We start from the raw sequence: 22,334 nt of genomic DNA, 5'->3' as shown, positions 1-22,334 counted from the left end.
CTTTTCAGGCCATTTTACGCATAAGGAGAACATGAACCAATACCGGAGGCGGATCTGGACGATCCGGGGGATAACCCGCGCAAGCGGGCGGCTGCTCTGAGAGCACAACCGAAGCCCCACCACACCTCAACGGCTGCCGCCCCGGCGCTCAGGTATCGTTCGCAGCCCCGACAAAAAAACAGGGGCTATCGGCCAGTGCGCCGGGGAAAGCTGTATCAGTGTTGGATTTTTGGGGAATGAGTTTGCGGCATTCATGAAAAGGGGAATGTATGGGAATACTGGAGCAGGAAATGAAACGGCTTGCGCAGCAGGCAGGCGGTAGCCACAAGACCGTTCACGATCGCATTAAGCTGGCGCAGCGGTTCTGTGAACGTCTGGTACTGGCGCAGAATGTGCAGATCCGCCGGTTGGAGCAGCTTAAGGCGCGACATATAGAAGGTTATATCCGTGAACGGCTGGCGCAGGGCATTACAAAGCGTTCCCTGCAAAATGAGATGGCAGCGGTGCGCTGCATTCTGAAACAGGCGGGGCGTGACAGGCTGGCGCAGAGTGAGCGGCTGAACAACCGTTCTCTTGGTCTGTCTGGCGCATCCCGCAACGGTACGAAGCTGGCTATCACGTCGGAGCACTATCGTGACGTGCTGGAGACGGCCCGCGTAAAAGATCCGTGGCTGGCGGCAGCGCTGGAACTCTCAAGGCTGATGGGATTACGTTCGCAGGAGGCGGTGCAGAGTGTACAGTCGCTGAAAACGTGGCAGCAGGCGCTGGATCGTGGTGACACTCGCTTAACCGCAAAGGCGGGCGACCCCGTGAGACGATTATTCTTGATGCTGTCGCTGTCAGGAAAGCGCTGGATAATGCGCTGGCCGTGGCAGAAGATCGCCACGGCAGGCTGATAGATAAGCCGGACCTGAAAAGCGCGATGAAATACTGGCACAGTCAGGCGTCACGTTTCGGATTAACTGGCACATATTCCCCGCACTCGTTGCGCTATGCGTGGGCGCAGGATGCGATCCGTCATTATCTGGCGCAGGGATTTTGTGATAAAGAAGCGCTGGCGATGACGGCGATAGATTTGGGCCACGGCGACGGGCGCGGGCGGTATGTGGCGCAGGTTTACGGGCGAAGGGATACTGACTGATAGCCGCTACCTTGAAAAGATCGAGTTATTCATCGGTTTTCGTGCAAAATTATTTGCCCCCAAATAATTTGGGGTGATTTCCTATTAATCTCTGGGGTATTAATCGGTTTTCGTACAAAAAATTTTGGGGCCAAAATTTTTTGTACGCTTTCCTATCAATACTGACAGGAACAATAATTATTAACTATTAAATTTATGACTGTTCATGATAAATCAATTGGTTATGCTTTGGCGGTCGATTTTTGATAGGCATCACATTATAAAATATCCTTTATTCATCGTTATCCACCGAAAAAATTTCTACGTAGAAATTTTTTGTACGGTTTCCTCTTAATAACGGTGCTTACGAACGGTGTAGCCTATTAATAGGCTTCTGGTGCAGCATTACGGTATTTTTCTGATGATTGCGCCAGCAAAAGGAAAAAGGCTAGATAAAGGTAAAGGGGGGTTAAGGGTAACAGCGCCAGACCGGAAAAGGCCAAAGGGCTAAAAGGGCCTTAACACTGGCGCAGTTTGATGCTTATCCGATAATATCTGGCGCAGTCCTGACACAGGCAGGCGACGGCGGACTGGTGCAGGTAAACGATGACACTGAACTGGTGCAGACAAAATCTTTCGATACAAAAAGCAGATCCGGATTCAATCAGGATCTGCTTTTTCATTATAAACAAATTATATTGTCGCTGGGTCAGGCCGCCTTGTGCCGCCGCGCATAAATATACGGCGCAACGTAGCCCTCGCGGCTCACGTCCAGATAATCCGACCACCACTGCATCATCTCCATACGCGCTTCCAGATGCTCCGCCTTATGCACATACGCCGCCCGCACGCCGTTGCGCTCCTTGTGGCTCATCTGGCGTTCGATGGCATCCTTCGACCACAGCGCGGACTCGTTCAGCGCGCTACAGGCCATCGTTCTGAAACCATGACCGCACACTTCGGTTTTAGTGTCATAGCCAATCACGCGCAGCGCCTTGTTGATGGTGTTTTCACTCATCGGCTTGTTCATCGAGTGCGCACCTGCAAACACGAAAACGGAATCTCCGGTAATTTCCTTTATCTGCTCCAGCAGGGCGACAGCCTGCGCGGATAACGGCACCAGATGCTCATCCTTCATCTTTGCGCCACGCGATGAAAATCTCACGCCCTTAACCGCTTCCCGCTGTGCAGGCACCGTCCAGATATGGGCTTTCAGGTTGAACTCATCCCAGCGGGCGAGGCGCAGCTCACTGGAGCGCAGGAAAACGTGCAGATTCAGCTCCAGCGCCAGACGGGTCAGTTCCCGCCCCTTGTAGCCATTAATCTTGTCCAGCAACTCCGGCAGGCGTTTCAGGGGCAGGGCGGGGTGATGTTGGGTCACAACCGGGGTCACGACGCCATCCAGATCGTAAGCCGGATTATATTTAATCGTTCCCTGCTGTACGGCGTGACGCATGATTTTGGTCAGATGCTGGCGCACCCGCCCGGCAACGTCATGCACGCCTTTATCATCGATAGTCTTAACCAGTTGCGCCAGATGGCGGGTTTCAACCTCTGCAATGTCCATTGCGCCAATATCAGGAAAGACGTAGCGCTTCAGGCAGGTGAGGATTTTATCGGCGTGGTCAGCCGACCAGAGTTTCAGGCAACTGGTGTGCCATGCAGTGGCGATGTACTGAAAGGTGTGAGTGCCGTCAACGGCGGCTTTTTCCGCCTTGCGGGGCAGGGAAGGGCAAATGCCTGATACCAGCAGCTTACGCGCCGCATCGCGCTTTTCGCGGGCTTCTGCCAGCGTAACCTGCGGATAGGGGCCAAAGGCCAGACGGTTTTCCTTACCTTCAAAACGGTAGCGGAAATACCATAGCTTAGAGCCACTGGTGGATACCGTCAGGTACAGACCTTGTGCATCAGTGAGCTTATAGGATTTTGCGAGGGGTTTCGCGGCGCGGATCTTGCTGTCAGTCAACATGAGGGTCTCTCCGTTCATCGAACTGAATGAACCCTCAATCTGACCCCTAATTTTCCGGATACGTAGGGATAAATCAAAACGCATCTGGAAAGATTTTTACGCTAACTTATTGAATTACATACATATGGGAATTCATAGGGAAGCATAAAAAAGGAAAGGTGGTGCCCGGACTCGGAATCGAACCAAGGACACGGGGATTTTCAATCCCCTGCTCTACCGACTGAGCTATCCGGGCAACGGGGCGCATTAAAACCGATCCGCCTCGTTTCGTCAACGAAATTTCTTCAATTCAACGCAGACTGCACAATCTATCACCACTTTGCTGTTATTGCACGCATTCTCAAGCGAAATACGCGGTCCAGGCGGCGGAAAGCGGCATGGCGAGGAGCAGCGCCGGGAGCATATTGACCACGGCAAACATCTTAATCCCGCAGATGCGTAAACCAGTGGCGACCAGCAATAATCCCCCGACCGAACTGAAATCGGCCATCATTGCGGGGGTGGTGAGCGGCAATATCAGCGCCGCGCAGGTTGCCAGTGAAAACTGGATGAGCAGCATCGGAGCCGCGATAGCCGACACGGCGATACCCAGAGAGCAGGCGAAGATCATGGCGGTAAAGAAATCGAGGAAGGATTTAGCAATCAGGATGCTCGGATCACCGGTCATTCCTTCGCGCATAGCCCCAAAAATCCCCGTCCCGCTGGCGCAGAAAAGGACAATGATGGCGACATAATTCTGGATAAACGATTCATGGGGCTGCTTTTTACCCGACCGCATAAAGAGTGTCTGCGCTTTGGCGACGGCGGTGTTGATCCCCTTTTCCAGATAACAAAACTCACCAATTAGCGCGCCGACCAGCGTTGCCAGCACCATAACCGGAAGATTGGCGCATTTGACCACCAGTAAGATACCAATGCCAAGTGACGCGAGACCGAAAATAGAGGTCATGGAGACACGAATCCGTTCCGGCAAACGTTGGCTAAGAAGGGCGCCAATAACACCACCCACCAAAACGGCGCTGGCGTTAATAAAAGGTCCAATTACCACGTAAGCTCCTGCTCATTATGTTGTCAAAGTGCATTATTATGACCTGGTTCTCATTTACAGTGTTGTTTAACCGCAACAAGTGTGCATAAGAATTAAATCTTGCCCCTCCTGGTTAAAGGTGCCATGATTGCGCGAATTTTCTCCAGTCTGTTCGGGGCCGCATGGGATGAACGCAACACCTTCACATCGCCTTTCGCATCGCCGGTTAGCGCGATGGCTGCCCCTTCTCGTTATTCCTTCCCTTTTACTCACCATGCGGTGAGGGCAACGTATGCTCACTGCAAGACAACAGTAAAATCAGAAACGGTCTGCTTTTACTGATGTCTGGCGGTCGGAGCTGGTGACCAGTTTGACCTAAACATCTCGTGGGGCAGGGCAATGAGCCTTGTCCGGGACTCTTATTCTCCCGAAACGGGTTTTTGCGCTTATGAAATCAATGAACATTGCCGCCAGTAGTGAACTGGTTTCTCGTTTATCTACTCATCGCGGCGTTGTGGCGCTGGACAGTACCGACTTTACCGATGTCGCTGCCGTCGTCATGACCGTTACCGATAGCCGTAGCGGCATTCTTGCGTTACTCAAACGCACGGGCTTTCATCTGCCGGTCTTTATTCTCACCGAAGAGAACATAGCTCTACCCGCAGGCGCGACCGCCGTTATTCGCGGTACTGCGCAGGAGTGGCTGGAGCTGGAATCTGCCGCCAGCCTGTATGAGGAAGACCTTCTGCCGCCGTTTTACGACACGCTGACGCAGTATGTGGAAATGAAAAACAGCACGTTCGCCTGTCCGGGACATCAGCACGGCGCATTCTTTAAAAAGCACCCAGCCGGGCGTCATTTCTATGACTTCTTTGGTGAAAATGTTTTTCGTGCCGACATGTGCAATGCCGACGTGAAATTGGGGGATTTGCTGATTCACGAGGGGTCAGCCAAAGATGCGCAAAAGTTTGCCGCCAAAGTCTTCCACGCCGATAAAACCTATTTTGTCCTGAACGGCACGTCAGCGGCGAATAAAGTGGTCACCAATGCGCTGCTGACGCGGGGCGATCTGGTGCTGTTCGATCGCAACAACCACAAATCGAATCACCACGGTGCGCTGATTCAGGCGGGGGCGACTCCGGTATATCTGGAGGCTGCTCGTAACCCGTTTGGTTTTATCGGCGGGATCGATGAACACTGCTTTGATGAAGCGTATCTGCGCGAACAGATCCGCGACATAGCCGCAGAAAAGGCAGAGTTGCCGCGTCCCTTCAGGCTTGCAATCATCCAGTTGGGAACCTACGACGGCACGATCTACAATGCCCGTCAGGTGATCGACAAAATCGGTCATCTTTGTGACTACATTCTGTTTGACTCTGCCTGGGTCGGCTATGAGCAGTTTATCCCGATGATGGCCGACGGCTCGCCGCTGCTGCTGGAGCTGAATGAAAACGATCCGGGTATTTTCGTCACCCAGTCGGTGCATAAACAGCAGGCCGGGTTCTCACAGACCTCGCAGATCCACAAGAAAGATAATCACATTCGTGGCCAGGCGCGTTTCTGTCCGCATAAGCGGCTGAACAATGCGTTCATGCTGCACGCTTCAACCAGTCCGTTCTACCCGCTGTTTGCCGCGCTGGATGTCAATGCCAAAATCCACGAAGGGGAGAGTGGTCGACGTCTGTGGGCAGAGTGCGTGACGCTGGGGATTGAGGCGCGTAAGGCTATCCTGACCCATTGTAAGCTGCTTGTGCCGTTCATTCCGCCGGTTGTGGAGGGTAAGGCGTGGCAGTCGTATCCCACCGAGGTGATTGCCCGCGAGCGGCGTTTCTTCAGCTTTGCGCCGGGCGCAAAATGGCACGGCTTCGAAGGGTATGCCGACGATCAGTATTTTGTCGATCCGTGCAAGCTGCTGCTCACCACGCCGGGTATTGATGCGCAGACCGGACGTTATACTGATTTTGGTATTCCGGCCACCATTCTGGCCCATTACCTGCGTGAAAACGGTATTGTGCCGGAGAAGTGCGATCTCAACTCGATTCTGTTCCTGCTGACGCCCGCCGAGAGTCCGGAAAAAATGGCGCATTTAACGGCGATGCTGGCACAGTTTGAACAGCATATCGAAGACGACACGCCGCTTGCACAGGTGCTTCCGACTATCTTCAATAAATATCCGGTGCGCTATCGCGACTACACCCTGCGCGAACTGTGTCAAGAGATGCACGATCTGTATGTCAGTTTTGACGTGAAGGATCTGCAAAAAGCGATGTTCCGTCAGGAGAGTTTCCCGACGGTGGCGCTGAACCCACAGGATGCCCACAGCGCCTTTATTCGTGGTGATGTTGAACTGGTGCGCATTCGTGATGCTGAAGGCCGTATCGCGGCGGAAGGGGCGCTGCCGTATCCTCCGGGCGTGCTGTGCGTAGTGCCGGGCGAAGTCTGGGGCGGTGCGGTACAGCGTTATTTCCTGGCGCTGGAAGAGGGGGTGAATATGCTGCCTGGGTTCTCGCCGGAGTTGCAGGGCGTTTATAGTGAAACCGATGCCGATGGCATTAAACGGTTATACGGATATGTGTTGAAATAATCGAAAGAGAATGCCGGATGGCGCTTGCGCTTATCCGGCCAGGTGTATCGGAGTAGGCCGGATAAGACGCGAAAGCGTCTTATCCGGCAGAGAGATTAATGTGCGACGGTCTGCGTGCCGGTCGGGACGCGAACGTGCTTGTACTTAAACAGCGCCACGAAGGCAAAGGCCAGAACCAGTGAGTAGCCGGCAAAAATCAGCCACACGGTCTGCCAGTCGGTAATGCCGTTCAGGGTGTAATGCTCTACCACTTTCCCGCTTACCACGCCGCCGAGGATACAGCCGAAGCCGTTGGTCATCATCAGGAACATGCCCTGCGCACTGGCGCGGATTTCCGGACGAACTTCTTTCTCAACGAACACCGAACCGGAGATGTTGAAGAAGTCGAAGGCGCAGCCGTAAACAATCATCGACAGAACCAGCAGCACGGTACCAAACGGGCTCGGGTCGCCGTAGGCGAACAAGCCGAAGCGCAACATCCACGCCACGATACTGATCAGCATGACGTTCTTGATCCCGTAACGGCTGAGGAAGAACGGAATGGTCAGGATGAACAGGGTTTCGGAGATCTGCGAGATCGACATCATCACCGACGCGTGCTCAACGATAAAGCTTCCGGAGAACAGCGGGTTGTTGTCGAAGCTGTGCAGGAAGGTGTTCCCGAACATGTTGGTAATTTGCAGTTCTGCGCCGAGCATCATTGAGAAGATGAAGAAGATAGCCATACGCTTGTTTTTAAACAGCGCGAAGGCATCCAGACCCAGCATAGAAGTCCAGCTTTGATTCTTCTGCTGATTCGCCACCGGAATGTGCGGCAGGGTCAACGTAAACAGCACCAGCATCACAGAGAGCGCCGCGCCAATATACAGCTGCATATGGCTCAGTTCGAAACCGGAGAAGCTCACGGCCCACATGGCGGCGATGAAACCGATGGTGCCCCAGATACGAATCGGCGGGAAGTCAGTAACGATGTCCATGCCTGCGTTCTGCAAGCGGTAATAGGAAATGGTGTTGATAAGCCCAAGCGTTGGCATATATGCCAGTGAGTTAAGCAGGATCACAAAGAACATCGCACCCGGCGTCGTGACTTCAGCGGCGATGAACAGCGTCACTGCACCCACCACGTGACAGATGGCGTAAACCCACTTTGCACTGAGCCATTTGTCCGCCACGATCCCCAACAGGGTCGGCATCAGAACCGCCGCGATCCCCAGCGAGCTATAGACAGCACCAATAGAAGCACCGTCAAATTTGAGGGTGACAAACATATAGGAGCCGAGGGTGGTCAGCCAACTTCCCCACAGGCAGAACTGCAGAAAGGAGAGTATTTTCAGCTGCAGCTTAAGATTCATGTTAATTTCCTCACACAGGAAGGCGAATGAATGTTTCGATTGGCACAAATGCCGTGACTGTATGATGTGATTCTATCAACGACGATGGGTGATTTTTTGTTACCTGTGACAAATAATTGCAAAACAATACCTTTTTGCAATGCGAAAAAGTGACTTTTGTCACGTTTTTGTGTCGCCCGCTCGCCGTTTTACCGGGAGCGGGGAAGAGAAGCATCAGTTCCGCCGATAGGTTTTTTGCGCGGAATTGACTTTATACAGATAACGGCGCGATTCATAAGAGGGGTGACGCGTGGTTAACGTCTGGTACACATCCCCTGGCGTCATGCTGTTGATGATATTCGCGGCCTGCACTTTATCACTGGAGAAGACGCGCAGTACGCTGCCCGCCCCGCCATTGTAAGCGGTGATCACCGCATAGCGTCGTGACGTTGGGTTATCGATGCCGCCCAGATAGACATTGTTGAGCATCGCCAGATAGGCGGTGCCGGTATCTATGTTGCTGGCTGGATCGAACAGTTCACTGCGACTCGGGATACCGGAGCGGCCCTGGGAACGATAAACGTCTTTTCCGGCGGTATGCTGAACCACCTGCATCAGCCCCAGCGCATCGGAACGGCTTACTGCGTATGGGTTGAAGGATGACTCCGTCTGCATAATCGCCAGAATCAGCGACTCATCAATGCCATATTTATGGGATGCCTTGCGCACCATGCCGAGGTATTTATGCGCACGTTTATCCAGGTGATTCGGCACCAGGTTAATTGTCACGCTGAAAATCATGCGGATCCCGTTGCTGCGGCTTTTCATCCGCGTTTGCAGCAGGTAATCGGCGAATTTCGTCGCCCGGCCTTCCCAGCGGATCGGCTGACCTGTGTTATCGAGCACCTGGCCGTACAGGAACGGCTCTCTGGAGATCTGAATGTCATCGACATCAGAGTAGAGGTCGACGGAGGTGGGATCATCACCCATCAGCAAGGTTTTAATGATGGCGCGACGCAAATGTGCCGCAGGTTCAGTCCCGGCGATGGTCTCAACGGTAATGGTCCCGTCGTCAAAGTTAATATGGCTGCGGGTCTGGTACTGATCGGTGTACTTCACGTAGTCCTTTGGACCGGCGATCAGCACTTCTTGATAGCCCCACAGATTTTCAATGTTGTGGGCAAACTGCCCCATCAGAATGTCAAAACCGTTGGTATCCTTGATCCAGGCTTCATTATAAGAATCGCCTTTTTTGGTCGAACTGGAACAGGAGATAAGCAACGGCGCAATAACGGCAAGCGCGAGAAATTTTTTCATCATTCCGGGAGTGCGTGTTGTGTTTGTCGTTGTGCGGTGTTGCCGGACAGCGTTGAGCCATCCGGCAACGTGCTTATTTTTTATCTTCCGGCGTATAACCTTCGATATGCACGTCTTTGCCTTCAAACAGGAAGTTGATCATCTCCTGTTCCAGCAGCTTGCGATGCTCGACGTTCATCATATTGAGTTTCTTTTCATTGATAAGCATAGTCTGCTTGTGCTGCCATTGCGCCCACGCTTCTTTTGAAATCTCGTTATAAATGCGTTTTCCCAGTTCGCCCGGGTACAGCTGGAAATCCTGTCCTTCTGCTTCACGCTGCAGGAAAGTGCAAAAAATCGTTCTGCTCATAACTTATCCTCTTCATCGTCCGGTGCGTTAAACGGGGGCACCGGTACGTAACTGCTGTAATAAACGCTCCACTGGAGCCGCCAGGCCAACAGATGGCGGTTGCGCTAAGTTATACCAGAGCGCGTTGCCTTCATCCATGCATGAACCGCATGAAGACACAGTAAGCCACATAGGCACAATATCCAGATGGAAATGGCTGAAGGTATGGCGAAACGCGTTAAGTTGGGTCAAATTATCAGCGTTCACATGCCGTTGCGCCAGCCATTCCCGTAATTCCTCTTCACTGGTAAACTGCGGAAAACAGAATAACCCACCCCACAATCCGCTTGGCGGGCGTTGTGCCAGTAAGACCTCGTCCTGATGTTGCAGCAGCAGAAAATAGCCTGTCCGCTCAGGCAGCGTCTGTTTCGGTTTCTTGCCAGGGTAAAGTGACCAGCTGTCATTCGCACAGGCGACACAACTGTTCTGCAACGGGCACAGCGAGCATTTCGGTTTTGAGCGCGTACACACCATCGCGCCTAAATCCATCATCGCCTGGTTAAAACGCTCCACACCTTTCACCGGGGTAACGTGCTCGCTAAGATCCCAGAGTTTTTTCTCAACCTCTTTTTTACCCGGCCAGCCGCTAACAGCATAGCAGCGCGCCAGCACACGTTTAACGTTGCCGTCAAGAATCGGAAAAGGTTGACCCAACGAGAGTGACAGCACGGCGCCGGCGGTTGAACGCCCGACGCCGGGGAGCGCCGCCACGTCTTCAAAGGTTTCAGGGAATACGCCGTTATGCAGCGTGGCTACCTGTTGCGCCGCCTTGTGCAGATTGCGAGCCCGGGCGTAGTAACCGAGCCCCGTCCACAGGTGAAGCACTTCGTCCAGCGGCGCGTTGGCGAGATCGGTCACCGTCGGGAAATGGGCCATAAACCGTTCAAAGTAAGGAATGACCGTCGTCACCTGGGTCTGTTGCAGCATCACTTCTGAGAGCCATACTTTGTAAGGCGTCTTATCAATTTGCCAGGGCAGGGTTTTTCGCCCGTATTTATCGTACCAGTCCAGAACCTGGGCTGAAAATTGAGACGCTTGCATGGTCACCGAATTCATTATTGTTGGGGGCAAGATTGCAGCACAGAGGCAACAGGGTGTAAACCGGAACTTTCCGCAGCGTGAGCGCTTCCTTTACTTGCATCCGGCAACTAACTTTGGATAATGCCCGTTTTCAGACCTTAATCACAAGCAGACTTAACTTTTATGAAAAACGACGTCATCTCACCGGAATTTGATGAAAACGGCCGTCCACTGCGCCGGATTCGTAGTTTTGTTCGTCGCCAGGGGCGGCTGACTAAAGGGCAGGAGCACGCGCTGGAAAACTACTGGCCGGTGATGGGCGTTGAATTCAGCGAAGAGCCGGTGGATTTCGCGACGTTGTTTGGCCGTGAAGCGCCGGTTACGCTGGAGATTGGCTTCGGTATGGGCGCCTCACTGGTGGCAATGGCGAAAGCGCGTCCGGAGCAAAATTTCCTCGGTATTGAAGTTCACTCGCCTGGTGTGGGCGCATGTCTGGCGTCGGCCCATGACGAGGGCGTTGAGAACCTGCGTGTGATGTGCCATGACGCAGTCGAAGTGCTGCATAAAATGATTCCTGACAATTCTTTAACGATGGTTCAGCTCTTTTTCCCTGACCCGTGGCACAAAGCACGTCATAATAAACGCCGTATCGTTCAGGTACCGTTTGCCGAGCTGGTCAAAAGCAAACTGAAGCTGGGCGGCGTGTTCCACATGGCGACTGACTGGGAAGCCTATGCCGAGCACATGCTTGAAGTGATGTCCTCCATTGACGGATATAAAAACCTGTCAGAGAGTCACGATTACGTACCGCGCCCACCATCGCGCCCGGTAACCAAATTTGAACAACGTGGCCATCGTCTTGGTCATGGCGTATGGGACTTAATGTTCGAGAGGGTGAAATAATGGCAAAGAACCGTAGCCGTCGTCTGCGTAAAAAAATGCATATCGACGAATTCCAGGAATTAGGATTTTCGGTAGCATGGCGTTTCCCGGAAGGTACATCTGAAGAGCAGGTTGATAAAACCGTTGATGACTTTATCAATGACGTTATTGAACCGAACAAACTGGCTTTTGACGGCAGCGGTTATCTGGCCTGGGAAGGTCTGATCTGCATGCAGGAAATCGGCAAATGCACTGAAGAACATCAGTCGATTGTGCGTAAGTGGCTGGAAGAACACAAACTTGAAGAAGTGCGTACCAGCGAACTTTTCGACGTTTGGTGGGACTAACTACGCATACGGGGCCAGCATTTGCTGGCCCGATTTGTCTTGAGGGAAAGTTATGATGCGCAAAACGCTGCTGGCGGCAGCCCTTTCTGTAACGGCGATGACCGCTCATGCAGACTACCAGTGCAGCGTCACGCCGCGTGACGATGTGATTCTGAGCCCGCAAACGGTGCAGGTGAAGGGTGAAAACGGCAACCTGGTGATCACGCCGGACGGCAATGTGATGTACAACGGTAAGCAGTACACGCTGAGCGCCGCACAGCGCGAGCAGGCGAAAGATTACCAGGCCGAACTGCGCAGCGCGCTGCCGTGGATTGATGAAGGTGCCAGAAACCGTGTCGAAAAAGGGCGCGTGGCGCTGGATAAAATTATCGCCAAAGAAGTGGGCGAGAGCAGTAACATGCGGGGGCGTCTGACGAAACTAGATGCCCAGTTGAAAGAGCAGATGAACCGGATTATCGAGCATCGTACCGACGGTCTGACCTTCCACTATAAAGCTATCGATCAGGTGCGTGCCGACGGTCAGCAACTGGTGAATCAGGCGATGGGCGGCATTTTGCAGGACAGCATCAACGAGATGGGGGCGAAAGCCGTTCTGAAAGGCGGTGGAAATCCACTGCAGGGCGTGCTGGGCAGTCTCGGCGGATTACAATCCGCGATCCAGACCGAATGGAAGAATCAGGAAAAAGATTTCCAGCAGTTCGGTAAAGATGTCTGCAGCCGCGTGGTGACGCTGGAAGATAACCGCAAGGCGCTGGTCAGCACGCTTAAATAAACTTTTCATATAAAACAATGGCACAGATCGCCTCTGTGCCATTTTCTTTTGCCTTTCCGCTTCGTTTTGATATCCACCTCTAAATTTAACAATCTGATAGATACATTTGTCTGGTTAATTGGATGAAATCACATTATTCAGCTCTGGCATTGGGATAATGCGGCAAATTCACGTAACTGGAGAAATAACATGGAGTTTTTCAGGAAAACGGCACTGGCAGCACTGGTAATGGGTTTCAGCGGTGCAGCACTCGCCTTACCGAACGTTACCATTTTAGCGACCGGCGGGACGATTGCCGGTGGCGGTGACTCCGCAACCAAATCTAACTATACGGCGGGCAAAGTTGGCGTAGAGAATCTGGTCAAAGCCGTTCCTCAACTTAAGGATATCGCTAACGTTAAGGGTGAGCAGGTTGTCAATATCGGTTCGCAGGATATGAACGACGACGTCTGGTTAACCCTGGCGAAAAAGATCAATAACGAGTGTGACAGCACCGACGGCTTCGTGATTACCCACGGTACTGACACCATGGAAGAGACCGCTTACTTCCTCGATCTGACCGTGAAATGCAACAAGCCGGTAGTGCTGGTTGGCGCAATGCGTCCGTCTACCGGAATGAGCGCGGACGGTCCGTTCAACCTCTATAACGCGGTAGTGACAGCGGCGGATAAAGCCTCTGCCAACCGTGGCGTGCTGGTCGTGATGAATGACACCGTGCTTGACGGGCGCGACGTGACCAAAACCAACACCACCGATGTGGCGACCTTCAAATCCGTTAACTACGGACCGCTGGGCTACATTCATAACGGTAAAATCGACTACCAGCGTACGCCTGCGCGTAAGCACACCACCTCCACGCCGTTCGACGTTTCTAAGCTGAATGAACTGCCGAAGGTCGGTATCGTCTATAACTACGCGAATGCTTCCGATCTGCCGGCAAAAGCGCTGGTGGATGCCGGTTATGATGGGATTGTGAGCGCTGGTGTGGGTAACGGCAACCTGTACAAAACGGTCTTCGATACGCTGGCAACCGCAGCGCATAAAGGAACTGTTGTAGTGCGTTCTTCCCGCGTACCGACTGGTTCAACCACGCAGGATGCTGAAATCGATGATGCGAAGTACGGTTTCGTTGCCTCTGGTTCTCGGAACCCACAGAAGGCACGCGTACTGCTGCAACTGGCGCTGACTCAGACTAAAGATCCGAAACAGATCCAGACGATGTTTAATCAGTATTAATCGCTGATGCCCCAGTCAAGCGGCTGGGGCAGTTTTCTGAAATATCTCTCTGACCAGTGAATCATTAATCTGCTAACGATCATTTTAATTATGATGGTGGCGGTTAGCATTATTCTGGACGGGAGGTCCGCAAATGTTTCGACAATGGATAGCAGGTGCGGCGTTTTTTACGCTGGTTTCAGGTTATAGCTGGGCAGAAGTCGCTCAACCTGGCGATTGCGTCTTGAAAGATGCGTTTAGTAAGCAGTACCACGGCGTGCTTAAACTGAATTCTGTCACCTTAAAAAATCTTGATTCCACTGGTAATCAGGCCACCTGGTCTGCGGAGGGCGACGTCTCTTCCAGTGATGATCTTTATACCGGTATCGGTATGGCTGCGGATTATTACTTTGTGGAACGTACCTGGATAAAAGATCGACCGGTTAAATTTTCCGCGATGTTAACCAGTACAGGGACACCTGCTTCCGGCTGGAGGGTGAATTTCTATTCCTTTCAAGCGGCAGCCAGCAATGAAGGGCGGGTTATTACTGATATTAAAACCAACGATAAATATCTCATCGTAAACGGAGATGATTTTAACTACCGATTCAGCCAAATTGATGCTTCATATATCGCGCAGAAAAAGTCGATCGCCCACCTCGAAGAACAAATAAAAACGCTGGATAAACAAATAGCTGTTGCTCAACAAAAGGCCGATGACTATTGGGGTAAAGCGTCTGATGGTAAAAAACTGACCCGGGAAGAGGCATTCCACAAGATGTTTAAAGTGCGCGATGACTTTGTCAAAGCGAACGACAGCAGTGCGTTTGCCGAGAAATATGCAAAAGAAGTGTATCAGCCAGCGTTAGACGCATGTCATAAAAAGAGTGACAATTGTTATGAAACGCCCATTCAGCAAAAGAGAGATTTCGATATACAAGAGCAAAGACGGCAGGTCTTTCTGAAATCGCAAGAACTCAGCCGAAAAGCGCTAGCTGACTGGATCGCGTATGAAAAAGGACAGTATCCGCTGAACATAGCTGCCTCTAAACTTCGTATGCAGCAGACGGATCTGCATATCAAGATTGACGATATCAATGAAGGCTATGATCGCTGGAAAAAAGAGACCGATGAATTACGACGCCACGGAGTTCTCCGGTAATGGGAGGGATGCGCCACCGGCGCATCCAGAATCATTCGGGGAGAAACAGCTCAAGCAGCGAATTTAAAAACAGTTTTCCGTGCCGGGTGATCTGCCAGTGCGTAGCGGATTCGGTCAGATACCCCTGGGCTATGGCGTCATCGATCTGCTGACGAATTACCTCTTCACTCAGTCCCGTATACTGCGTAAATTCAGCGCGGGGGGCGGCTTCCAGCAGACGGAATCGGTTCATGAAAAATTCAAACGGTTTATCGACCTGCTCCACATCGCGCTGACTTTCCAGATAACGTCCCTGCATATAGCCACGCGGATGGCGCGTTTTGGTGGTGCGCAGAATGCGGCCATCGGGGAACGTGACTTTACCGTGTGCGCCGCAGCCGATGCCGAGATAATCGCCAAAGCGCCAGTAATTCAGGTTGTGCTGACACTGGTAGCCCGGTCTGGCATAGGCTGAGGTTTCATACTGCTGATAACCTGCGGCGGTTAACAACTGGTGGCCCTGTTCGAAGATGTCCCACAGTGCATCATCGTCCGGTAACACCGGCGGGCGGGAACCAAACAGCGTATTTGGTTCAATCGTCAGTTGATACCACGAGAGATGCGGCGGATTCAGCGCAATTGCCTGGCGCAGGTCATCCAGGGCGTCGTCCAGTGACTGGTCCGGCAGGCCGTGCATTAAATCGAGATTAAAGCTGCGCAGGCCTAAACCGCTGGCGAGATTCGCCGCGCGGCAGGCCTCCTGCGGGCCGTGAATGCGTCCCAGACGCTTCAGTTTTGCTTCGCTAAAGCTCTGCACGCCGATAGAAATACGGTTTACCCCGGCATGCTGATAATCGACAAAGCGATCGGCTTCGACCGTACCCGGATTCGCTTCCATCGTAATTTCCGCATCCGCTGACAGATTCAGGCGCGCACGCACGCCATCGAGCAGCGTTTGCATCGCCGGGCCGGAAAGCAGGCTCGGCGTACCGCCACCGATGAAAATCGTCTTCACTTCGCGGCCCTGCGCATACGTGACGTCCGCGTCGAGATCGCTCAGCAGATGCTGGACGTAATCATCGTGCGGGACTTCACCTTTTAATGCATGCGAGTTGAAATCGCAGTACGGGCATTTCTGCACGCACCACGGGATGTGAATGTAAAGACTCAGCGGCGGCAACTTAACCATTACGTAAGGCTTCCAGCAGTAGCTTCAGCGCCTGTCCACGGTGGGAAATCGCGCTTTTCTCTTCACGCGTCAGTTCGGCAGCGGTTTTACCTGCCGAAGGCACGAAGAAGATTGGGTCATAGCCAAAGCCGCCGTTGCCTGATGCCGTACGCGCAATCACGCCCGGCCAACTGCCGTGACACACCAGCGGTGTAGGATCGTCAGCATGACGCAGATAGACCAGCACGCAGTGGAAGCGCGCCTGACGCTGTTCGTCCGGCACATCCTTCAGGGTATGCAGCAGCTTTTCCAGGTTCTGTTGATCGCTCGCGTCTTCACCGGCATAGCGCGCGGAGTAGATGCCCGGCGCGCCGCCCAGCACGTCAACAGCCAGACCGGAGTCGTCGGCAATCGCCGGTAAACCGGTGATTTGTGCGGCATGGCGCGCTTTCAGGATCGCGTTTTCAATAAAGGTTAGCCCGGTCTCTTCGGCAGAATCGACGCCGAGATCCGTTTGCGCTACCACATCAAGCCCGAAATCGCTGAGCAGCGACGCGAGCTCACGCACTTTACCGGCATTGCCGGTTGCGAGGACTACTTTTTGCATAGGATACCTAATCAGTTAATGCCGCGACTTCTGGCGGGATCTGTTGCGGATGAATGATTTTAACCTGTTTATGGCGGCCAAGTTCGCCCTTTTCAATGACAACCTGGCTCTTTGCCACGCGGAACTGCTTACCGAGAAACTTCACCAGATGACTGTTCGCCTGGCCATCCACCGGCGGGGCGGTAATGGCGACTTTCAGTTCGTCGCCATGTAAACCGACAATGCTGTCGCGGCTGGCTTTCGGCTGAATATAGAGCCGTAAAACCAGTCCGTCATCGCAGCGGGTTACGGCACTCATAGCGCCATCCACAGCCCCGGCAGCAGCATATTACCGGTTGCCTGCAGAACCTCGCCAATCCCCATGTTGATCACGTACAACAGCAGGACGAGAATCATTGGCGAGAAATCGATGCCGCCCATACCCGGGAGAATGCGACGAATAGGGCGCAGCAGCGGATCGGCCAGTTGAATCAGCACATACTCAATCGGGCTACGGCCCTGGCTTACCCAGCTCATGATAGCCATCACCAGCAGCACCCAGAAGATCAACAGGCCGATGGTTTTGAGCACGATCAGCACAGCGGCGATCCAGACGATCGGCAGGAACGTCACCACTTTAAATAGCACTATCGCTTTGATAAAGCTGAGGATAAACGCAACCAGCAGCGATGCGCTGTCGACCGGTCCCATCGGGGGAATAATGCGGCGCAGCGGCCCAATAATCGGTTGCGTCACTTTCACCACAAACTGGGAGAAAGGGTTATAAAAGTCACAGCGAGCCCATTGCATCCACACGCGCAATAACAGCACCATGGTGTACAGCTCAATTACCGTTGAGAGCAAGAAGGTCAACGTATTCATGGCGTTCCTCAGATTTCCTTAATTTTTTGTGTAATCACGTGCACCAAAAATGGCGGTGCCGATACGTACCATCGTGCTACCCGCCGCAATGGCGGCTTCCATATCATCCGACATACCCAGCGACAGGGTATCGACGTCAGGATAGCGCGTCTTCAGCCCGGCAAATGCTACAGCCATTTGGCGGGCAACTTCAAACTGCCTTACATAATCTGACTCAGGGGCAGGGATCGCCATCAGACCGCGCAGACGAAGATTCGGTAATTCGACGACCTCAGCGGCAAGTGCGTCCAGTTCCTCCAGTGGAATACCGGACTTGCTGTTTTCATCGCTAATGTTGATTTGAATCAGCACGTTCAGCGGTCCCAGTTCTGCCGGACGCTGTTCGTTCAGCCGGGTAGCAATGCGCAGGCGGTCGAGGGTATGGCACCAGTCAAAGTGCTCGGCCACCAGACGGCTTTTGTTGGATTGTAACGGGCCGATAAAGTGCCATTGCAGGCCGGCAATGCCTTTCTCGCGAAAGTGGCGAATTTTCTCCACCCCTTCCTGCACGTAATTTTCACCAAAGGCCAACTGACCAGCGGCGATGGCTTCTTCGATGGCGCTCGCAGGTTTGGTTTTACTCACTGCAAGTAACGTAACTTCTTCTGAAGCGCGCCCGCAACGCGATGCGGCGGCTGAGATTTTGTCCCGGACCTGTGCCAGGTTATGCGCGATATCGTTCATTTTCCGAGGATCTGTCTATGAATATGGAAGAAATTGTGGCCCTTAGTGTAAAGCATAACGTCTCGGATCTACACCTAAGCAATGCGTGGCCTGCACGCTGGCGAAAACGGGGACGCATGGAGCGTGCACCCTTTACCGCAACCGACATTACCGGACAGCTGGCGGACTGGCTGGATGAGGGGCAGCAGGCGGCGTTACGACAAAATGGGCAACTGGATTTCGCGGTTTCGCTCGCGGATAACCAGCGCCTGCGGGCCAGCGCCTTTCACCAGCGGCAGGGGACGTCGCTGGCGCTACGGCTGCTGCCGACGCAGTGCCCGACGCTGGAAACGCTGGGGACGCCTTCTGTGCTGCCCGAACTGCTCCGCAGCGAGAATGGTTTGATTCTGGTGACTGGGGCGACAGGCAGCGGAAAATCAACTACCCTGGCGGCGATGGTCACGTGGCTGAATCAGCATATCGATGGACATATTCTGACGCTGGAAGATCCCATCGAGTATATCTACACCAGCCAGCGCTGCCTGATTCAGCAGCGTGAAGCAGGACTGCACTGCGCCTCATTTGCCACCGGATTACGCGCGGCGCTGCGTGAAGATCCGGATGTGATTCTGCTGGGAGAGCTACGCGACAGCGAGACCATTCGTCTGGCGCTAACGGCGGCGGAAACGGGGCATCTGGTGCTGGCGACGCTGCATACGCGCGGTGCCGCGCAGGCGATCGAGCGACTGATTGATTCTTTTCCGGCGCAGGAAAAAGACCCGGTGCGCAGCCAACTGGCAGGCAGTCTGCGCGCCGTACTGTCGCAGAAACTGGAACCCGACAAGCAGGAGGGGCGCGTTGCGCTGTATGAACTGCTGATCAACACGCCGGCAGCGGGGAATTTGATTCGGGAAGGGAAGTCCCATCAGTTACCCCATGTCATTCAGACCGGGCAGCAGATGGGGATGATGACCTTTGCCCAGAGCCTGCAACAGCGACAGGCACAAGGACGGCTTTGAGCAACGTATGGGATCAGTAGCCCTGCTCGAAGTAACTTTCGAGAATGATAACGGCGGAGGCGGAATCGATCTTACCTTTATTCAGCGCGCGATAGCCACCCTGCTCAAACAGGCCGGAGCGTGCCTCGACGGTGCTGAGTCGCTCATCGTGTAAGGTGACCGTAACGCCGAAACGCCCGTGAATGCGGTTGGCGAACTTGCGCGCGCGCGCAGTGAGCGGTTGCTCGGTGCCGTCCATATTCAGCGGTAGGCCAACGATGATCTCATCCGGTTGCCACTCTTTGAGCAGGCGTTCGATCAGGTTCCAGTCCGGCGTACCGTCCTGCGCTTTAATCGCGGGCAGGGCGCGCGCTGTGCCGGTTACCCGCTGACCAATCGCCACGCCGATACTTTTGGTGCCAAAATCAAAGGCCAGTAATGTTTCACTCATCAGGCATGCCCCGCCACGCCGGGCATCGTCAGGATGTCGATACCGATCAGTCGGGCGGCTTCACGCCAGCGATCGGCAATCGGTGTTTTAAACAGGATATTGAGATCGGCAGGGGCAGTCAGCCAGGCGTTGTCCAGCAGCTCTTGTTCAAGCTGGCCTTTCTCCCAGGAGGAGTAACCGAGCGCGACCAGCACATCGGCAGGTTGCTCATTCGTGCCTAAGGTTTCAAGCACGTCGCGAGACGTGGTGATGACGGTGTTATCCGAGATGCGGATACTGGAGGCAAAACGCGACGGCGGCGTGTGCAGGATAAACCCGCGATCTTCCGCTAACGGGCCGCCAAGCATCACTGCTTTATCCAGACGGATCGCCGGATCGCGCGGTTCTGGCGCGATTTTTAGTTTTTCCAGAATCCCTTCAATCTGGAGATTTTCCAGAGGCTTATTCACAATAATCCCCATTGCGCCATCTTCGTTATGTTCGCAAATGTACACCACTGAACGGCGGAAAATCGGATCCTGGAGAGCAGGCATGGCAATAAGAAAGTGATGCTGTAAATTCATTGTCAGAGGTTCTGTTTCCTGGTTCAAAAAAGCAACAGGGGTCAGTATGTGGGTAAAGCGCACGGATGTCACTACTGTAGGCCGGATAAGACGCCTGTGTCGCCCTCCGGCATCGGTGTCTTAATGCCTGATGGCGCTACGCTTATCAGGCCTACAGCACTGGTTCATGGCTGATTATTTTGCAAACGTGCTTCGATGGCGTCCATCAGCATCCCGGTGATGGAGATCGGGAATTCGGCTTCAATCTCGCGGATACAGGTCGGGCTGGTGACGTTAATCTCGGTCAGACGATCGCCAATGATATCCAGACCGACAAAAATCAGTCCTTTGGCTTTCAGCGTCGGCCCGATACGGCGCGCGATTTCCCAGTCGCTCTCGGTTAACGGACGTGGTTCACCGCGACCGCCTGCGGCCAGGTTGCCACGGGTCTCGCCGCCCTGCGGAATGCGCGCCAGGCAGTACGGAACCGGTTCTCCATCAACGACCAGCACGCGTTTGTCGCCATCTTTAATGGCTGGCAAATAGTTCTGCGCCATGCAGTAGCGGGTACCATGTTCGGTCAGGGTTTCCGCAATCACGCCGAGGTTCGGATCGCCTTCTTTAACACGGAAGATCGACGCGCCGCCCATGCCGTCAAGCGGCTTGAGAATAATATCGCTGTGCTTCTGCCAGAACGCCTTCAGTTGCGCTTTGTTGCGAGTGACCAGCGTTTCCGGCGTCAGGTCAGAGAACCAGGCGGTGAACAGCTTTTCGTTACAGTCACGCAGGCTCTGCGGCTTGTTGACGATCAGCGTCCCTTTTTCTTCCGCGCGTTCCAGAATATAGGTGGCGTAGATGAACTCGGTATCAAACGGCGGATCTTTACGCATCAGAATGACGTCGAGGGCGTCCAGCGGCAGATCCTGCTCGCCGGTAAACTCATACCATTTATCATAGTTCTGCTCGACGCTCAGGGTACGCGTGCGGGCGCGGGCTTCACCGTTAATCAGATAAAGATCGGCCATCTCCATATAATGAAGTTCGTAACCACGACGTTGCGCTTCCAGCAGCATAGCAAAGCTGGAATCTTTCTTGATATTGATGCTTGCGATGGGGTCCATCACGATGCCGAGCTTGATCATTATTCTTCTCCGTTAGCCCAGATCGCCAAATCGCACCTGAAGCGCGGTAATGGCGGTGAGCGCAGTTGTCTCAGTACGCAGAACGCGAGGTCCTAACAGAATATCAGTAAACTGATAGCGTGCGGTCATGGCAATTTCCTCTGCTGACAGCCCACCTTCCGGGCCAATCAGCAAACGAACGCGCTCAACCGGAAGCGGCAATGTGTTGATACTGTCGCTGGCGCGGGGATGGAGGTTCAGTTTCAACCCCTCGTCCTGTTCTGCACACCAGGCTTCCAGATCCATCGCCGGGCGAATTTCCGGCACCCGGTTGCGACCACACTGTTCGCAGGCGGCAATGGCGATTTTCTGCCACTGCTGGAGCTTCTTGTTCAGACGTTCATTGTCCAGTTTAACGCCGCAGCGTTCAGAAAAAAGTGGCGTAATGAGGCTTACACCCAGTTCGATCGATTTCTGAATGGTGAACTCCATCTTCTCGCCGCGCGACATGACCTGGCCAAGATGGATGTGCAGCGGCGATTCACGATCGTCAATCTCGCCATGTAGCACCTTTACGTCGACGCTTTTTTTGCTGGCGCGGGTGATTTCAGCGGCGAAAACCTGATTGCTGCCATCAAACAGCTGCAGTTCCTGACCTGGCCCCATCCGCAAAACGCGTCCGATATGGTTGGCAGCATCTTCGCACAGGGAAATCTGGCTGCCGGCGGTGATGGGTTCTGGGTGATAAATGCGGGGAATGCGCATAGTTAT

General features: G+C 53.6%; 22 protein-coding genes, 1 tRNA gene and 1 pseudogene. 8 read left to right on the top strand and 16 right to left on the bottom strand.

Annotated elements, in window-relative coordinates; all coding sequences use genetic code 11:
- Positions 1-269: 269 nt before the first annotated feature.
- Positions 270-1,141 (top strand): annotated as a pseudogene (locus OGW13_RS08070) (integrase domain-containing protein).
- A 688-nt stretch (positions 1,142-1,829) separates the two neighbouring features.
- On the opposite strand, the gene OGW13_RS08065 reads toward OGW13_RS08070, so the two are convergent.
- The 3 genes from OGW13_RS08065 to OGW13_RS08055 form a co-directional block, all read right to left on the bottom strand.
- Positions 1,830-3,089, bottom strand: a complete 1,260-nt coding sequence (locus tag OGW13_RS08065) for a tyrosine-type recombinase/integrase (RefSeq protein WP_109739836.1) — start codon at positions 3,087-3,089, stop codon at positions 1,830-1,832.
- A gap of 159 nt (positions 3,090-3,248) precedes the next feature.
- Positions 3,249-3,324: transfer RNA gene (locus tag OGW13_RS08060), tRNA-Phe, on the bottom strand.
- 105 nt (positions 3,325-3,429) lie between these two features.
- Positions 3,430-4,137, bottom strand: coding sequence for a DUF554 domain-containing protein (locus OGW13_RS08055; protein WP_042998075.1), 708 nt, complete (start codon positions 4,135-4,137; stop codon positions 3,430-3,432).
- Between the two features lie 427 nt (positions 4,138-4,564).
- Here OGW13_RS08055 and OGW13_RS08050 point away from each other — a divergent pair, with 427 nt between their 5' ends.
- Positions 4,565-6,700: an ornithine decarboxylase gene (locus OGW13_RS08050; RefSeq protein ID WP_044255681.1), complete on the top strand. Its 2,136-nt coding sequence runs from the start codon at positions 4,565-4,567 to the stop codon at positions 6,698-6,700.
- Positions 6,701-6,795: 95 nt separating this feature from the next.
- Here OGW13_RS08050 and OGW13_RS08045 read toward each other — a convergent pair whose 3' ends face one another.
- The 4 genes from OGW13_RS08045 to mutY form a co-directional block, all read right to left on the bottom strand.
- Positions 6,796-8,052: a nucleoside permease gene (locus OGW13_RS08045; RefSeq protein ID WP_044255678.1), complete on the bottom strand. Its 1,257-nt coding sequence runs from the start codon at positions 8,050-8,052 to the stop codon at positions 6,796-6,798.
- Between the two features lie 213 nt (positions 8,053-8,265).
- Positions 8,266-9,348 (bottom strand): membrane-bound lytic murein transglycosylase MltC, encoded by a 1,083-nt coding sequence (mltC, locus tag OGW13_RS08040; protein WP_287115866.1) that lies wholly within the window; start codon positions 9,346-9,348, stop codon positions 8,266-8,268.
- A gap of 73 nt (positions 9,349-9,421) precedes the next feature.
- A complete protein-coding gene (locus OGW13_RS08035) occupies positions 9,422-9,697 on the bottom strand; it encodes an oxidative damage protection protein (protein WP_042998071.1) in 276 nt (91 codons plus the stop codon).
- A 27-nt stretch (positions 9,698-9,724) separates the two neighbouring features.
- Entirely contained in the window at positions 9,725-10,777 is a 1,053-nt protein-coding gene (gene mutY / locus OGW13_RS08030; protein WP_287115861.1) for an A/G-specific adenine glycosylase, read from the bottom strand.
- 162 nt (positions 10,778-10,939) lie between these two features.
- Between mutY and trmB the strand changes: the two genes are divergently transcribed.
- The 5 genes from trmB (at position 10,940) to OGW13_RS08005 (ending at position 15,134) form a co-directional block, all read left to right on the top strand.
- Positions 10,940-11,659 carry a tRNA (guanosine(46)-N7)-methyltransferase TrmB gene (trmB, locus tag OGW13_RS08025; protein ID WP_042998069.1) on the top strand — a complete coding sequence of 240 codons (720 nt, stop codon included), beginning with the start codon at positions 10,940-10,942 and terminating at the stop codon, positions 11,657-11,659.
- Positions 11,659-11,985 (top strand): YggL family protein, encoded by a 327-nt coding sequence (locus tag OGW13_RS08020; RefSeq protein ID WP_044255669.1) that lies wholly within the window; start codon positions 11,659-11,661, stop codon positions 11,983-11,985. Before trmB ends, OGW13_RS08020 begins: the two co-directional genes overlap by 1 nt.
- A 52-nt stretch (positions 11,986-12,037) precedes the next feature.
- Positions 12,038-12,757: a YggN family protein gene (locus tag OGW13_RS08015; RefSeq protein WP_042998067.1), complete on the top strand. Its 720-nt coding sequence runs from the start codon at positions 12,038-12,040 to the stop codon at positions 12,755-12,757.
- A 189-nt stretch (positions 12,758-12,946) separates the two neighbouring features.
- The gene (ansB, locus tag OGW13_RS08010) at positions 12,947-13,993 is read left to right on the top strand and encodes an L-asparaginase 2 (protein ID WP_287115860.1); all 1,047 of its coding nucleotides are present in this window, start codon (positions 12,947-12,949) and stop codon (positions 13,991-13,993) included.
- A gap of 133 nt (positions 13,994-14,126) precedes the next feature.
- Positions 14,127-15,134, top strand: a complete 1,008-nt coding sequence (locus OGW13_RS08005) for a DUF1202 family protein (protein ID WP_109739853.1) — start codon at positions 14,127-14,129, stop codon at positions 15,132-15,134.
- A gap of 31 nt (positions 15,135-15,165) precedes the next feature.
- Here OGW13_RS08005 and hemW read toward each other — a convergent pair whose 3' ends face one another.
- From hemW to OGW13_RS07980, 5 genes are read right to left on the bottom strand one after another with little or no spacing between them, the layout of a single operon-like run.
- Entirely contained in the window at positions 15,166-16,302 is a 1,137-nt protein-coding gene (gene hemW, locus OGW13_RS08000; protein ID WP_042998064.1) for a radical SAM family heme chaperone HemW, read from the bottom strand.
- Positions 16,295-16,888, bottom strand: a complete 594-nt coding sequence (locus OGW13_RS07995; RefSeq protein WP_042998063.1) for an XTP/dITP diphosphatase — start codon at positions 16,886-16,888, stop codon at positions 16,295-16,297. Before OGW13_RS07995 ends, hemW begins: the two co-directional genes overlap by 8 nt.
- A 7-nt stretch (positions 16,889-16,895) precedes the next feature.
- A complete protein-coding gene (gene yggU / locus OGW13_RS07990; protein ID WP_044255664.1) occupies positions 16,896-17,186 on the bottom strand; it encodes a DUF167 family protein YggU in 291 nt (96 codons plus the stop codon).
- Complete coding sequence (locus OGW13_RS07985; protein ID WP_042998061.1) at positions 17,183-17,749, bottom strand: YggT family protein; 567 nt, start codon at positions 17,747-17,749, stop codon at positions 17,183-17,185. The genes yggU and OGW13_RS07985 overlap by 4 nt, the downstream gene beginning before the upstream one ends.
- 18 nt (positions 17,750-17,767) lie before the next feature.
- Complete coding sequence (locus OGW13_RS07980; RefSeq protein ID WP_044263978.1) at positions 17,768-18,472, bottom strand: YggS family pyridoxal phosphate-dependent enzyme; 705 nt, start codon at positions 18,470-18,472, stop codon at positions 17,768-17,770.
- A gap of 17 nt (positions 18,473-18,489) precedes the next feature.
- On the opposite strand from OGW13_RS07980, the gene OGW13_RS07975 reads away from it, so the two are divergent.
- A complete protein-coding gene (locus OGW13_RS07975; protein WP_044255660.1) occupies positions 18,490-19,470 on the top strand; it encodes a type IV pilus twitching motility protein PilT in 981 nt (326 codons plus the stop codon).
- Positions 19,471-19,483: 13 nt separating this feature from the next.
- Here the strand turns inward: OGW13_RS07975 and ruvX are convergent, their stop codons facing one another.
- The 4 genes from ruvX to rsmE all read right to left on the bottom strand — a co-directional run bounded on the left by ruvX (position 19,484) and on the right by rsmE (position 22,328).
- A complete protein-coding gene (ruvX, locus tag OGW13_RS07970) occupies positions 19,484-19,900 on the bottom strand; it encodes a Holliday junction resolvase RuvX (RefSeq protein WP_042998058.1) in 417 nt (138 codons plus the stop codon).
- Positions 19,900-20,463, bottom strand: coding sequence for a YqgE/AlgH family protein (locus OGW13_RS07965; protein ID WP_042998057.1), 564 nt, complete (start codon positions 20,461-20,463; stop codon positions 19,900-19,902). The genes ruvX and OGW13_RS07965 overlap by 1 nt, the downstream gene beginning before the upstream one ends.
- 164 nt (positions 20,464-20,627) lie before the next feature.
- Positions 20,628-21,584 carry a glutathione synthase gene (gene gshB, locus OGW13_RS07960; RefSeq protein WP_287115859.1) on the bottom strand — a complete coding sequence of 319 codons (957 nt, stop codon included), beginning with the start codon at positions 21,582-21,584 and terminating at the stop codon, positions 20,628-20,630.
- A 12-nt stretch (positions 21,585-21,596) separates the two neighbouring features.
- Complete coding sequence (rsmE, locus tag OGW13_RS07955; RefSeq protein ID WP_042998055.1) at positions 21,597-22,328, bottom strand: 16S rRNA (uracil(1498)-N(3))-methyltransferase; 732 nt, start codon at positions 22,326-22,328, stop codon at positions 21,597-21,599.
- Positions 22,329-22,334: the final 6 nt, after the last annotated feature.

The sequence above is a fragment of the Citrobacter sp. Ca225 genome, from assembly GCF_030337175.1.
Taxonomy (GTDB): Bacteria; Pseudomonadota; Gammaproteobacteria; order Enterobacterales; family Enterobacteriaceae; genus Citrobacter_A; species Citrobacter_A amalonaticus.
Note: the sequence above shows the minus strand (reverse complement) of the source record. Positions and strands in the feature narration are given on the sequence as shown.

Bases quoted from the DNA above. Each gene is read 5' to 3' on its own strand.
- hemW (WP_042998064.1), bottom strand. From the start codon at position 16,302: ATGGTTAAGTTGCCGCCGCTGAGTCTTTACATTCACATCCCGTGGTGC.
- OGW13_RS08065 (WP_109739836.1), bottom strand. From the start codon at position 3,089: ATGTTGACTGACAGCAAGATCCGCGCCGCGAAACCCCTCGCAAAATCC.
- OGW13_RS08050 (WP_044255681.1), top strand. From the start codon at position 4,565: ATGAAATCAATGAACATTGCCGCCAGTAGTGAACTGGTTTCTCGTTTA.
- yggU (WP_044255664.1), bottom strand. From the start codon at position 17,186: ATGAGTGCCGTAACCCGCTGCGATGACGGACTGGTTTTACGGCTCTAT.
- OGW13_RS08035 (WP_042998071.1), bottom strand. From the start codon at position 9,697: ATGAGCAGAACGATTTTTTGCACTTTCCTGCAGCGTGAAGCAGAAGGA.
- OGW13_RS08015 (WP_042998067.1), top strand. From the start codon at position 12,038: ATGATGCGCAAAACGCTGCTGGCGGCAGCCCTTTCTGTAACGGCGATG.
- OGW13_RS07995 (WP_042998063.1), bottom strand. From the start codon at position 16,888: ATGCAAAAAGTAGTCCTCGCAACCGGCAATGCCGGTAAAGTGCGTGAG.
- rsmE (WP_042998055.1), bottom strand. From the start codon at position 22,328: ATGCGCATTCCCCGCATTTATCACCCAGAACCCATCACCGCCGGCAGC.
- OGW13_RS08045 (WP_044255678.1), bottom strand. From the start codon at position 8,052: ATGAATCTTAAGCTGCAGCTGAAAATACTCTCCTTTCTGCAGTTCTGC.
- OGW13_RS07965 (WP_042998057.1), bottom strand. From the start codon at position 20,463: ATGAATTTACAGCATCACTTTCTTATTGCCATGCCTGCTCTCCAGGAT.
- mltC (WP_287115866.1), bottom strand. From the start codon at position 9,348: ATGAAAAAATTTCTCGCGCTTGCCGTTATTGCGCCGTTGCTTATCTCC.
- OGW13_RS08005 (WP_109739853.1), top strand. From the start codon at position 14,127: ATGTTTCGACAATGGATAGCAGGTGCGGCGTTTTTTACGCTGGTTTCA.
- gshB (WP_287115859.1), bottom strand. From the start codon at position 21,584: ATGATCAAGCTCGGCATCGTGATGGACCCCATCGCAAGCATCAATATC.
- OGW13_RS07985 (WP_042998061.1), bottom strand. From the start codon at position 17,749: ATGAATACGTTGACCTTCTTGCTCTCAACGGTAATTGAGCTGTACACC.
- OGW13_RS08020 (WP_044255669.1), top strand. From the start codon at position 11,659: ATGGCAAAGAACCGTAGCCGTCGTCTGCGTAAAAAAATGCATATCGAC.
- mutY (WP_287115861.1), bottom strand. From the start codon at position 10,777: ATGCAAGCGTCTCAATTTTCAGCCCAGGTTCTGGACTGGTACGATAAA.
- ansB (WP_287115860.1), top strand. From the start codon at position 12,947: ATGGAGTTTTTCAGGAAAACGGCACTGGCAGCACTGGTAATGGGTTTC.
- trmB (WP_042998069.1), top strand. From the start codon at position 10,940: ATGAAAAACGACGTCATCTCACCGGAATTTGATGAAAACGGCCGTCCA.
- OGW13_RS07975 (WP_044255660.1), top strand. From the start codon at position 18,490: ATGAATATGGAAGAAATTGTGGCCCTTAGTGTAAAGCATAACGTCTCG.
- OGW13_RS07980 (WP_044263978.1), bottom strand. From the start codon at position 18,472: ATGAACGATATCGCGCATAACCTGGCACAGGTCCGGGACAAAATCTCA.
- ruvX (WP_042998058.1), bottom strand. From the start codon at position 19,900: ATGAGTGAAACATTACTGGCCTTTGATTTTGGCACCAAAAGTATCGGC.